Annotated in this window: 10 protein-coding genes; 6 read left to right on the plus strand and 4 right to left on the minus strand. The window is 44.5% G+C overall.

Annotated features, from left to right (window positions below; translation table 11 throughout):
* Positions 1–147 precede the first annotated feature (147 nt).
* A complete protein-coding gene (locus OCV24_RS19390) occupies positions 148–393 on the minus strand; it encodes a DUF2164 domain-containing protein (RefSeq protein ID WP_017058334.1) in 246 nt (81 codons plus the stop codon).
* Between the two features lie 290 nt (positions 394–683).
* Between OCV24_RS19390 and OCV24_RS19395 the strand changes: the two genes are divergently transcribed.
* Entirely contained in the window at positions 684–1,319 is a 636-nt protein-coding gene (locus OCV24_RS19395; RefSeq protein WP_017058335.1) for a hypothetical protein, read from the plus strand.
* A gap of 197 nt (positions 1,320–1,516) precedes the next feature.
* Here OCV24_RS19395 and OCV24_RS19400 read toward each other — a convergent pair whose 3' ends face one another.
* Genes OCV24_RS19400 through OCV24_RS19410 form a run of 3 tightly spaced genes read right to left on the minus strand, consistent with a single transcriptional unit; the run spans position 1,517 to position 6,716 of the window.
* Complete coding sequence (locus OCV24_RS19400; protein WP_150877156.1) at positions 1,517–4,576, minus strand: efflux RND transporter permease subunit; 3,060 nt, start codon at positions 4,574–4,576, stop codon at positions 1,517–1,519.
* Entirely contained in the window at positions 4,573–5,628 is a 1,056-nt protein-coding gene (locus OCV24_RS19405; RefSeq protein ID WP_102508609.1) for an efflux RND transporter periplasmic adaptor subunit, read from the minus strand. Before OCV24_RS19405 ends, OCV24_RS19400 begins: the two co-directional genes overlap by 4 nt.
* Entirely contained in the window at positions 5,628–6,716 is a 1,089-nt protein-coding gene (locus OCV24_RS19410; protein ID WP_150877154.1) for an efflux RND transporter periplasmic adaptor subunit, read from the minus strand. Before OCV24_RS19410 ends, OCV24_RS19405 begins: the two co-directional genes overlap by 1 nt.
* 150 nt (positions 6,717–6,866) lie before the next feature.
* Here OCV24_RS19410 and OCV24_RS19415 point away from each other — a divergent pair, with 150 nt between their 5' ends.
* From OCV24_RS19415 to OCV24_RS19435, 5 genes are all read left to right on the plus strand, one after another.
* The gene (locus tag OCV24_RS19415; protein WP_150877152.1) at positions 6,867–7,607 is read left to right on the plus strand and encodes a TetR/AcrR family transcriptional regulator; all 741 of its coding nucleotides are present in this window, start codon (positions 6,867–6,869) and stop codon (positions 7,605–7,607) included.
* Positions 7,608–8,193: 586 nt separating this feature from the next.
* Complete coding sequence (locus OCV24_RS19420) at positions 8,194–9,381, plus strand: M24 family metallopeptidase (RefSeq protein WP_077681490.1); 1,188 nt, start codon at positions 8,194–8,196, stop codon at positions 9,379–9,381.
* Between the two features lie 53 nt (positions 9,382–9,434).
* Positions 9,435–10,442, plus strand: a complete 1,008-nt coding sequence (doeB, locus tag OCV24_RS19425; protein ID WP_150877150.1) for a N(2)-acetyl-L-2,4-diaminobutanoate deacetylase DoeB — start codon at positions 9,435–9,437, stop codon at positions 10,440–10,442.
* 25 nt (positions 10,443–10,467) lie between these two features.
* Entirely contained in the window at positions 10,468–10,947 is a 480-nt protein-coding gene (locus OCV24_RS19430) for an Lrp/AsnC family transcriptional regulator (RefSeq protein WP_150877148.1), read from the plus strand.
* Between the two features lie 154 nt (positions 10,948–11,101).
* Entirely contained in the window at positions 11,102–12,622 is a 1,521-nt protein-coding gene (locus OCV24_RS19435) for an NAD-dependent succinate-semialdehyde dehydrogenase (protein ID WP_150877146.1), read from the plus strand.
* Positions 12,623–12,649: the final 27 nt, after the last annotated feature.

A 12,649-nucleotide genomic window follows, 5' to 3' on the forward strand; every position in this document is an offset into this window, starting at 1 on the left:
CTTCCGAATGTTAACGAGTAGTGTAGTTTCGAAAAGCGTACCCTACACCAAGTTTGTGTAACATATTATTTACCAAGCTTTACATTAATTACATCGTTCCAAATTAAACGAGTTATTCAACTTTTTTGAACAAGTTGGCCATAGAGGTTAAATTTCAACGATTTGCTCAATTTCATAGAGCTCGTCTGATATGTCTAACATTTTACGTTCCATTACTTTCTGAGCGTCTTCTACCCCCTTGTTGTAGTAAATGGCCCCAAACTTTTTACTTATAAAATCAATCAAAAACTCAGTATCAAACTGACCAAGTTCTACATCAAGCTCATCTTGCAGGTACTTTTGAAGGGCATGGGTTAGCTCAGACTTTTGTTTCGAATCTAATTGAATGGTCATGAATACTTCCAAGTTAAGAGTAAATAAGTTAATCGAGATCAGCTGACTAAACTATAATTTCGCTAACCCAATGAACATTAGCTAACTCGCTATAGTCTTTCTAACTGATTAGAATTCCTCATAATTTAGAATACAGATCAGCTAAGTGCCAGCGCTATCCATAAAAACGGCTAGGAATAGCTAATTTTGATAGAGAGATCAAGAACTCACACTTTGCTAATAGGTAAAGACACAACAATTACCGTACTATTGCCCATCAATAAAATAGTAACTATGTATAAGGGACTTCATTGTTATTAGATCTCGTGATTAAGAGCGTCAATCAGTTTCAAGATGATTGCCTAAAACTCTGTGAACACCATTATCCTACCGTACATAATCAAGGGATCAGTGAGCATCACATAGGGAAAGCTTTTGCCAGACGAATGGATCACACCTTCGTTAGCTTTAATCATGCGAGTCATACAAGTCCACTCGAAATGTTTTCTTCCGGTGATGCCCCTCGACATTTCCGAATTTCTTCTGAGATAGGTACCGTATGGACGATCAGCCATCATATGGTGAGTGCAGGTAAAACCTGTCGTAGAAAGTTAATGTTAGACATTCATAATTGGCAATCAGAGTATGGGTTTGCTATCCAACCCAATGACCTTTTAATCATTGTCTCTGATCATTGGATAAGCCGAGGCAAGAGCAGTGGTGAGCTCTTACATTGGTGGATGGGCGCACTCCCAGACGAGATCACTGAATATAGCCAACAAGGCATCACACTAAGAGAGAGTGATTCTCAATTCGCTACTGATTTAAATAATAACTTTAGTATCAGCCCATGCTTTATTAAATTCGGTCACCCGTTAAAACGGTCAGGGAATCAACAGTTAGTCCGTAAATACTTGCAACTTTATGCTGTACTCCAATGGCAGTGAAAATACGGGTCAACATTTTGATTTAATAATGAGAGTCAGTCGTTGTACCTTTATCTCGAACAAAATTTAACCACGAAAGGTCAACACGCCCTAGTCACCGCTTGCCACTCTTACGTGTTAACAAATCACAGGTATAAAAAAAAAGCCCAGTCAAAACTGACTGGGCTGGCTTAAAAGAATCTGTTTTATATCATTCCCTAATAACCCGAAGTGGACGGTTTGATTCTATATAGAATAGCGAACATCACTGGTACTACTATTAGCGTTAGTACGGTAGCAAAGCCTAAGCCTGCCATGATGGTAATCGCCATCGAGCCGAAAAATGCATCGAATACCAAGGGAATCATGCCCAAGATAGTTGTTAGTGCTGCCATAGATACCGGTCGCACACGACTGATCGCGCTGTCGACAACCGCTAAATATGGGTCTTTACCTGTTTGTAGCTCACTGTTGATCTGGTCAAGCAGTACGATACCGTTCTTCAAAATCATGCCACTTAGACTCAATAGACCTAAGAATGCAGTGAAGCTGAATGGCATATTAGTACCTAACAGACCAATCGAAACACCAATGATAGAGAGTGGCACCGTAAACCAAATCACAAGCGGCTTACGAACCGAGTTAAACAGAAGCATGGTGATGATAAACATCAACAAATAACCCATTGGCAGTGAACCAAATAGAGATTCTTGAGCATCTTTAGAGGTCTCATATTCCCCTCCCCAACTAATGCTGTAGCCTTCTGGTAAATTTAATGCTTCTACCTTTGGTTTCACACGAGCAAACAAACTCGCTGGTGTTTCATCACCAAGCACGTCGTGGTCAGCTAGCACCGTTAGCGTACGTTTTCTATCACGACGCTGAATCAGTGGTTCAGACCATTGAAGCTCTACGCCATCGATCACTTGTTCAACTGGGATGTAAGTTTGTAGCGATGGGCTCCAAATCTTCACATTGTTTAGCGATTCAAAATCAAAACGCTCTTTTTCCGGTAAACGCGCCACAATAGGTAACATATGAGTACCATCACGCAATAACCCAATGTTTTGGCCACCAAACGCCATCTGCAGAGTCTCAGACAGATCCGTCTTTGAAATGCCAAGGCGACGTGCCTTTGATTCGTTAAACAGTGGCACGAGCTCTTTGGTGCGTTCACGCCAGTCGTGACGCACATTTCGAGAGCCAGGGTCCGCCAACAAGATATCTTCTACCTCAACCGCGATGCTGCGAAGGATCTGCGGGTCTGCACCGCTAATACGAGCTTCGATTTTTGAAGCTGGCGACGGGCCAAACTCAATCAGTTTAAATTGGAACGTCGGTTGTTCAAATTTATTGGCCAAGTCCTTGTCTAGCCCTTCTAGGACTTTAAACATGGTGTCTCGGTCAGTCGTTCGTACCTGCAGCTGACTGTACGCTTCGTAACTTTTCTCTGGTTGATATGTCAGCGCAAAACGTTGCATTCCCTGTCCAACCGTTGTTGTCACAAACTCAACGTCGTCTTGCTGGCGAATGTAGCTTTCCACTTTTTCTGTCTGTTTGATCGTTTCACGCACATCGGTGCCTTCCGGCATCCACATATCTACGTAAAACATTGGCGTATTTGATGGCGGAAAGAACTGCTGCTTCACCATACCAAAACCAACGACAGAAACTGCTAATAGCGCGACCATACTAACTACAGTAAGCCATCTAAATCGAAGTGCTACTTTCAGACACCCACCGAATACAACAAACAGAATGCCTTTGTATGGGTCTTCGTTCTCATCAACCTTGTCTTCTTCTTTAAGCAAGATCTCGGCAAGGAATGGCGTTAGTGTTAGTGCAGTTACCCAACTCAAAAACAATGAGAAGCACAGTACCCAAAACAGTGAACCCATGAACTCGCCTGTCGCATCTTTCGACAAACCAATCGGAGCAAACGCTGTGATAGCGATAATGGTCGCACCTAACAGTGGCCATTGTGTTTGCTTGACGATGTCTTTCGCTGCTTGAAGCTTGGTTTTGCCTTTCTTCAAGCCAACCAAAATACCTTCAACGACAACAATCGCGTTATCCACCAGCATACCCAGTGCGATGATCAAAGCACCTAGCGAGATACGGTGCAGTTCAACATCGTTGTAGTCCATCAATATGAACGTACCGAACACCGTCAGTAGCAGTACTAAACCGATGATCAAACCACTGCGTAAGCCCATCGCGAACAGAAGTACGATGATAACAATCGCCACCGCTTCAACGAGGCTGATCAAGAAATCAGCAACGGACTTGTCCACTTCTTGTGCTTGGTTGTAGAAGTAGTTCAGTTCTACACCCGCTGGTTTAATACTTTCTAGGCGATCAAGTTCTGCATCGAGTGCTTTACCAATCTCAACCACATTTACGCCTGAAGAGAATGCAATACCTAGGTTGATTGCGGGTTTACCGTTGTACGTTAATACATTGCCCGGCTTTTCTTGAATACCGCGAGTCACTTCAGCGACATCTTTTAAGCGAATTAGGTTACCCGTATCACGACCATGAATGATTAAGTTTTCTAACTCTTCAACCGTGCTCAATGTACCGTTAGGTTTGATCGTTAGGCTTTGACCATTGAGCATTACTTCGCCTGCCGACACCACACTGTTTTGTTGTGCTAACAGTGACGTAACCGTCGACATGTCTAGGTTCAATGCGGCTAAGCGTTCCAGAGACACCTCAACAAACAGTTGTTCTTGTTGGTCACCCGCAATACTGACTTTACCAACACCATCAACCAGTTCGACTTCACGCGTTAGGTAATCTGCGTACTGTTTTAGCTCAACGTAATCATAACCGTCCCCCGTCAGCATGATCATCACACCGAATACATCACCAAAATCATCAATGATCTGAACGGAATTCACACCACTTGGCAATGTTGGCTGTAGATCGTTGATCTTGCGGCGCATTTCATCCCAGATTTGTGGCAGCTCGTCGGGCCCGTAGTCCATCTTCATGCTAACTGTAATTTGAGACATACCGTTCGAAGAGGTCGATGTGATCTTATCGATGTAAGGCAGCTGTCGGATCTCTTTTTCAAGTGGATACGTCAACTCCTCTTCAACTTCCATTGACGTAGCGCCAGGGTAAGTTGAAATAATCATGGCATCTTTAATGGTAAAAGCTGGGTCTTCTAAACGGGATAGATTACCAAAAGACGACACGCCACCAATGGCCAATATGACGAGAAATAACCAGCTGATTACTTTGTTTTTTATTGAATATTCTGCGATGTTCATTCTGCTTTTCCTGACAATTTGATTCCGTCACGGAGTTTTCTTAGATTCGAGTTTACGAGTCGATCACCTTGCTCAACACCGTGAGCGATTAATGCACCTTGGCCACTGATCTTGTCGACTTCTACTTCGCTTTTGAATGCTTGTCCGTCTTCCATTTTCCACACATAAAACTGATTCGCTTCAGAACCCGCTTCTAAAGTTGTCATTGGTAATTGGTAGCCTTGAACATCGCTCAAGCCAGCTTTCGCCATATCCACGTTCACCGTAACGCTGGTGCCCGGCAGGATTTCGTTTTTAGGTTGTTGCATCTGCATCCAAAATTCGTAAGTACGCGATTGCGGGTGCAATTCACTGGTGTGCTCCAAATACGTCAGTGGATATTGGCCAGTGTGACCGCCAAAGGTCGCCTCTGGACGATAGCTATTTGAACGCATGTCTGGGCTAATTGACGCCAAGATCGAATCTGATACTTGAATTCGCACATACACCTTGTCGTTCTGGTACACACTCAGTAGTGTTTCTCCAGGCGTCGTATTTTCGAACCGTTGCTTATCGACAGTTGAAACTGTTCCTGAGAATGGCGCTAAAAGTTCTGTGTAACTTAGCTTACGTTTTTCCGCCGCCAAATTCGCCGATGCGAGCTTGTAGTTAGCCGTCAGTTGGTCGTGTTCTGATTGCGATAACATTTCGCTGCCAAACATCTCAGTACCACGGGCCAACTGTTTGCTCGCCAGTTGGAATTGAGATTGAGCGTCAGTCAGTTCTTGGACGTACGTTGCGTTATCTAAGGTGGCTAATAACTGCCCTTTTTCGACGTTATCGCCCGCTTCGACTAATACTTGTTGAATCTCGCCTGCGAGCTTAAATGCCAAGGGAGTCAATTCAGCTGGCATCACCTGTCCATTAAAACTTCGGAACTGATTAGTCAGCGGCGCGCCAACTTCAAAGGTTGAAACCAACAGAGGAGGTTGTTCACGATGTACAGCTTCATTGTTACAGGCTTGAAGTATTAAAGCCGACGCGACAACAACTGATAATTTTGAAAGGTTCATTAAATACCGCCCTCACGAAGCCAAGCTTTTACTTGTTGTCCGTCTGATAACACATCCACACCTGCTTCAACGATAAGGTCGCCAGACGACAATCCGTCGATAACCTTGCCTTGCTCATCAAGAAGGACTTGTACTTTAGAAATCAGTTGAGAGTCAGGGTTATAACGCCATAGTTCACCATGGCCTGCGTCTTTGTTTAACCAAGCTGAATCCACAATACCAATGCCGTAGTCAGGTTTACTTTTTTGAGCTTCAACTTGCGCTGTCATACCAGAAAGTAGATTGATGCCTTCTGGCTTTTCGATAGACACAACCGCTTGGTAGCTGTTGGTGTCTTCATCTGGTTGCGTTGAGATTTCTTTAAAGCGAGTCGGGATACGAATGCCGCGGTGACTGTCCATCACAACCCACATGTTTGAGCTCGTTAGATCTTGAATAGAACGGTCTTCAAGCTTTGATACTGGAATAGAAAACGTCACATCCATTTCACTGTGATTCAAAATATTCAGTACAGGCTGCTTTTCTGCGATCAATTGATATTGCTTTCCAAACACCATCGATACTACGCCATCGAATGGAGCAACTAAGGTAGTGTAGCCAAGGTTTGTTTTTGCTTGGTCCAACTCAACTTCAGCGGCAGTAAAGGTGTTCACGGCTTGGTCGTAGTAATCAGTACTGACCAGTTTTTTCGCATACAACTCAGAAGCTTGTTTGTATTGGCTGTTCGCCAGATCAAATTTAGCTTGAGCTGCATCAACGGCAATACGGTAATCCGTCGCGTCTAATACAGCTAACACCTGACCTTTCTTCACTTCTTGCCCCATACGAACATCGAAGGTTTCTATCTCGCCACCTACTTGGAAAGAAAGTGCCGCACGGTCAGTTGCATCGACCTTTGCAATGAAGCTATCAAGATCAATATCAGTCTGTTGTGGAATTTCAAACAGTTTGACTGGCTTGATTACCTGCTCATTTTCCTCTGACTGAACTTTGTTACATCCAGTTAGAGAGCCTGCGAGCAATAGTGCTGCAATAACAGCTCCCATGCGCTTGCTCGATATAGCATTGATAGACAAATTGGACTGCATGATGTCTCTCCATTTAATTATTATGATTTATTACACAGATGGGCAGTATATTTAATATTAAATAATTCTCAAGATTTACTTTCCAGTTGTGCAGTATTTTTTATTTCAGTAAAAACAGTGTAGAATGTGGTAATCAGGTAATTATGTGAAATGAAGATGACCGAAAAGAAGCAAGGTAGAAGAAGCGCAAAAGACGCCGAAGAGACGCGTTTTTTGATCATGAGCGTTGCCGCAGACATGTTCTGTGACTTTGGCTACGATCGTGTATCACTGCGAAACATCAGTGAAAAAGCAGGCGTATCACATAGCCTTATTCGCCATCATTTTGGTAGTAAAGAAAAAATTTGGCATGCGATAAGTGATTGTTTACACGTATATTTTCAGTCTTACATTAGTAGAATTATGGAAGAGCTTCCCAAAGACGTAGCACCAAACATTTCTATCTATTTGTTTAGCATGCGCCTTTTTAGCAACATGATTCACTCACGCAGACCAATGCAGCTCATTTCTGATTCAGTCCGCCAAGAAGATCACCTAGTTGATTACTTTATCGACAACGTTGGCGATGTTGAGAAAGAAATTAATGGACTGGCGGAACAATATAATGATGCTAATCCAGACAAAATGATCAATATTTATGAAGTTAAGTGGCAAATGATCATGTATGCACATGGTGCTGTGTGCCTAACACCATTTATGGAAAGTACGTGGAACGAAGGTGAAATGGAAGCAACTCCAGAAGAAGCCTTGCACATGCATTGGCAGTTGTTCAATACACAAATGGTCAGTAAGTTTAATGTCGACAGTGAATGGGTGTTGAATCCAAGATCTATTGGAGAGCTGATTTATGATGTGCCTTGCGTATGGAAGTGTAATCCAGAACACCAGTAAACCGATGTTTGAATATATCTTGGTTGTAAATTAGTTTACTCGATAAAAAATGCGCCGTTACAGATCCTACTGTAACGGCGCATTTTTATTTGTGTCGAACTTAACGTAGCAATACTCCAGTATTTTCCGGTCACATTATCGGTCCAACATAACCAATTATTGCTTACGTAGAGTACGTAAGCTGCACCAGACATCGCACATAAGGCATTGGTCGATTAAAAACCTGATCTTACAAACGCACCATTTCCCCCAAGCCTCGAGTACCCCTTTTTCTCCGCGTAACCATATGCATGACACAATATTTTAATAGATTAATTCTCGATGAGAACTGTAACTAAAAACTAACAATCGATGGAATTTCAATCATAAAAACGGTGTGAACCACAAAAATGAGCCACACTTGTAATGATTGACATGAGAGGTATAGATTCAACAAGCATGCTAAATGACATCGTTTAAATCAAACACAGCCGCAGTGGTGAGTTGCAACAGTTTTAAACGCAGGTCTATCGACCTAGTGGAAGGTAGAAATACCTCAACGTCTCCGAAGGCCCATAAGGCGTCGGACTTTTAACAAGGAGAGATTATGAGAGGCGTTGCTTTGCATTTTACACTGGATGAGTTCCAGGACCGATTAACAAAAGTTCGGCTGTCGATGGAAGAACAAGAATTGGATGTCCTTATCATTCACGATCCTTCTAACATGGCATGGCTGACAGGTTACGACGGTTGGTCTTTTTATGTACCACAATGTGTCGTTGTGGGCTCCGCTGGCGAACCTGTTTGGTTTGGGCGTTGCCAAGATGCAAATGGGGCGTACAGAACTGCGTATATGTCGGCAGAAAACATCACCTATTACCCTGACCATTATGTTATGAACCCACCATTACACCCGATGGATTTTCTGGTAGAAGCCGTACTGGTTCCGCATCTTTGGGATCGCGGTCGTATCGGTGTAGAAAAAGACAACTATTACTTTAGTGCCACCGCCTATGAATCACTCATCACTCACTTACCGAATGCTCAACTTCTCGATGCTACCGGGCTGGTGAACTGGTGTCGCGCTGTTAAATCCGATCAAGAACTCGCTTACATGTACCGTGCGGCTCGCATTGTTGAAAATATGCACCGTGTTGCATTCGATATGATCGAGCCAGGGTTGCCGAAACACCACCTTGTCGCTGAGATTAACCGCCAAGCGGTGCTCGGACATGAAGATCATTTTGGCGATTACACGGCGATAGTGCCCCTTTTGCCATCTGGTGCTGATGCTTCTGCACCTCACCTAACGTGGGACGATAAACCATTCAAAAAAGGCGAAGGTACTTTTTTCGAAATCGCTGGGGCGCACCGCCGTTACCATTGCCCACTCTCTCGCACCATTTTTCTTGGGGAACCAGACGACAAGTTTAAACGTGCCGATGAAGCATTAAATTTAGGTCTCGAAGCAGGCTTAGAAGTGGCAAAACCCGGTAACACCTGCGCCGAAATCGCCAATGCATTAAACCAAGTTCTCGATAAAGCAGGATTCTCACGAGAAGGCGCGCGTTGTGGTTATCCAATTGGTATGAGCTACCCACCAGATTGGGGGGAGCGGACCATGAGTTTACGAGACACCGATAAAACCGTATTGAAAGAAGGCATGGCATTTCACTTTATGCCGGGACTATGGTTTGAAGATTGGGGGTTAGAAACCACCGAAAGCATTGTGATCACTCGTGATGGTGCAAAAACCCTGTGTGATTTTCCACGACACCTATTTATTAAACACTAATTTTTCAAACCTTAAGTTCTGTGAACTAGGCTTAAGAACAAGAAGGAGTTGATATGCAAAAGACCTCGATCACAGCCACCGTAGACTTTGACCGAGAAGGCGTACAGCACGGTTTTTTAACGCTACCCTATTCCCACGATGACTCCGCTTGGGGAAACATCATGATACCTATAACCGTGATTAAGAATGGTCACGGTTCAACATCACTACTTACTGGCGGTAATCATGGTGATGAATACGAAGGTATCACCAGCCTACTTAAATTAGCAAACTCGCTTCAAGCTGAGCAAATCCAAGGCCGTGTTATTATTGTGCCTATGATGAACTTACCTGCGGTACAAAATGCTTCGCGTACGTCATCTATCGATAAAGGGAATTTAAATCGCAGCTTTCCCGGAAACCCTGTTGGCTCTGTGACCGAGAAGATCGCAGATTATTTTACTCGTTACTTGGTACCCATGTGCGAGTTTGCGTTAGACATTCACTCTGGTGGTAAAACGCTAGACATCGTACCTTTCGCCGCAGCCCACCGTCTCGACAACCTCGACCAAGAAGAAGCATGTATCTTAGGTGCAAAACTGTTTGGCGCGCCTTACACCATGATATTGCTCGAAATGGACACCACTAGCCTGTACGACACTACCGTCGAATCTCAAGGCAAAATATTTGTCACCACAGAACTCAGAGGCGGTGGAACCAGTACCCCAGTAACCATCGCTTATGCCGACCGTGGAATCCGCAATTTCTTACATTTTTCAGGCAACTTATCTGGTGATTACGAAAAAACAACCCAGCCAACCAAGTTACTTGATATGCCCGATGCAAGTTGCTACGTGCAAAGCCAGCACAATGGCATCGCCGAATACTTATTTGAGCTTGGCGACACCATCAAACAAGGCGATATTTTGATGAGGATCTATTCGACCGAGCGCACAGGGACCGCCCCTATCGAATACCAAGCTCAACGTAGTGGTATTTTTGCTGCACGTCGTTTCCCCTCCATGGTGAATACTGGTGACACTGTCGCCGTGATCGCTAAAGACTGTGGCGAATGGAACTGATTGGTATTTTACAGGGAGAACCATTATGCGCCTCGATCGCTACGACATAAAAATTCTACAAATACTCCATGACTACGGCCGTATCACCAAATCTCACCTTGCCGAGGCCATTAACCTATCCGTTAGCCCTTGCTGGGAGCGTGTTAAAAAACTGGAAGAAGCAGGCATTATTGAAGGTTACGGTGCAAAAATAAACACCGATGTTTTGTTCAAACGAACGTCGGTGATGGTTGAAGTAACGCTCAAAGAACACAGCGCCCAAGCATTCAAACGTTTTGAGAAACTGGTTCAACACTCACCAGAAGTCACGGATTGCTATGCCACAGGTGGCGGTGTCGATTACATCCTCAAAGTTCAGGCTGAAGATATCGATCAATATCAGCGACTTATCGACAACTGGTTGGAGTCGGAAGTGGGTATTGAGCGCTACTTTACTTACATCGTGACGAAAACAATCAAACGTGATGCAGACAAATTAGAAGTCAAACAAAACGTCTTGTTCTAAAAGAGAAAATACGCTTAAAACGCAACCAGAAAATTCGTCATATCTAACGATGCGGAAAAGAAAATTCTGATGGTTTAAACCTCGGTATCAGAAATTATTCCTTTCACTTCTCCACTACAGTTTAACGATGGACACGATGCTGGGAGAGGGACTCATGACAGCACTGCACAGCTTACATGCAGAGGAATTAAAAGCCTCGCACGACATGATGGCGATAATGAAAGATGTACGTTTGGTGAGAGGTTTAGCGTACGTAAATGGCAAATGGGTAAGTGGTGACCAATTTCACCCGGTGGTTAACCCAGCGGATGGTACGGTCATCGGCTACATCACTAAGCTATCTCAACAACAACTCTATCAAGCGATTGATGAAGCCGATCAAGCCTTTCGTCAATGGCGAAAAATGCAAGCAGAAGAACGCGCTGAAATTCTCATGTGTTGGCACGATCTGATTCTAGAATCAAAACAAGATCTCGCTCGTTTGATGGTCATGGAACAAGGCAAAACATTAGGTGATGCTTTAGGTGAGATTGACTACGGCGCCTCCTTTATTCGTTGGTTTGCAGAGGAAGCACGACGTAACTATGGCGAAACCATCCCAAGTCATATTCCGAATGCGCAACTGTCGACGATGCGCGAACCGATTGGTGTCGCTGCATTGATTACGCCATGGAACTTTCCTAATGCCATGATCACACGAAAAGCCGCCGCGGCATTAGCGATAGGCTGTCCGGTGCTTATCAAACCTGCTAGTGAAACACCTTTTTCCGCATTGGCCTTGGCTGAATTGGCGGACCGAGCTTGCTTTCCACCTGGTGTATTTAACGTAATTACTGGCGATGCGGTGATGGTGTCACAAACCTTTTGCCACTCCGATAAAGTCAAAGCTCTCTCATTCACAGGTTCAACTCGAGTGGGTAAGTTGTTGCTGCGCGACGCGGCACAGACCGTGAAGAAATGCAGTATGGAGCTTGGCGGTAATGCCCCTTTCATCGTGCTGCCAGATATGGATATAGAGCAAGCAGCCAAAGCCGCCGTGGATGCCAAGTTTCAAACCGCAGGACAAGACTGCTTGGCCGCGAACCGTATCTTCGTCCCTGACGATAAGTACGAAGCGTTTTTGGAAGCGTTTGCCAAAGAAATGAACCACATCGTTTTAGGCAGTGGTTTAGATGAAAAAACCACCATGGGGCCGCTGATCAATCGCGCTGCGGTGGATAAAGCGCATGATTTGGTGCGTGACGCACTCGACAAAGGCGCGCGATTGTTAGCGGGATACCATCAGCCCGTACTAGGCAAAAACTTCTTCGCGCCGACATTGCTAGCCGATGTCACCCCAGACATGGCGGTGTATCGCGAAGAGAATTTTTGTCCTGTGGCAGGCGTATTGCCCTACCAAGATTTAGATACCGTGATTGAAATGAGCAACGACACTGAGTACGGCTTAGCTGCCTATGTTTATGGTCACGATATTCACCAAATTTGGCGCTGCATGCGTGGTTTGGAGTTTGGCATGGTGAGCGTGAACTCCGTCAAGATGACTGGCCACCCTATCCCATTCGGCGGCGTGAAACAGTCAGGGCTTGGACGAGAAGGCAGTCGCCACGGCTTTGAAGAATACAGTGAAATCAAATACTGCTGCTTAGGCGCATTGCCTACCGTCAGTGGCAGTTAAGATACGAAAGATGGATATCCAAGAGGA

Source organism: Vibrio kanaloae, assembly GCF_024347535.1.
Lineage (GTDB): Bacteria > Pseudomonadota > Gammaproteobacteria > Enterobacterales > Vibrionaceae > Vibrio > Vibrio kanaloae.

What these genes read in the sequence shown, in the direction of transcription:
- OCV24_RS19400 (WP_150877156.1), bottom strand. Translation starts at nt 4,576, where the DNA reads ATGAACATCGCAGAATATTCAATAAAAAACAAAGTAATCAGCTGGTTA.
- OCV24_RS19430 (WP_150877148.1), top strand. Translation starts at nt 10,468, where the DNA reads ATGCGCCTCGATCGCTACGACATAAAAATTCTACAAATACTCCATGAC.
- doeB (WP_150877150.1), top strand. Translation starts at nt 9,435, where the DNA reads ATGCAAAAGACCTCGATCACAGCCACCGTAGACTTTGACCGAGAAGGC.
- OCV24_RS19435 (WP_150877146.1), top strand. Translation starts at nt 11,102, where the DNA reads ATGACAGCACTGCACAGCTTACATGCAGAGGAATTAAAAGCCTCGCAC.
- OCV24_RS19410 (WP_150877154.1), bottom strand. Translation starts at nt 6,716, where the DNA reads ATGCAGTCCAATTTGTCTATCAATGCTATATCGAGCAAGCGCATGGGA.
- OCV24_RS19415 (WP_150877152.1), top strand. Translation starts at nt 6,867, where the DNA reads ATGAAGATGACCGAAAAGAAGCAAGGTAGAAGAAGCGCAAAAGACGCC.
- OCV24_RS19420 (WP_077681490.1), top strand. Translation starts at nt 8,194, where the DNA reads ATGAGAGGCGTTGCTTTGCATTTTACACTGGATGAGTTCCAGGACCGA.
- OCV24_RS19405 (WP_102508609.1), bottom strand. Translation starts at nt 5,628, where the DNA reads ATGAACCTTTCAAAATTATCAGTTGTTGTCGCGTCGGCTTTAATACTT.
- OCV24_RS19390 (WP_017058334.1), bottom strand. Translation starts at nt 393, where the DNA reads ATGACCATTCAATTAGATTCGAAACAAAAGTCTGAGCTAACCCATGCC.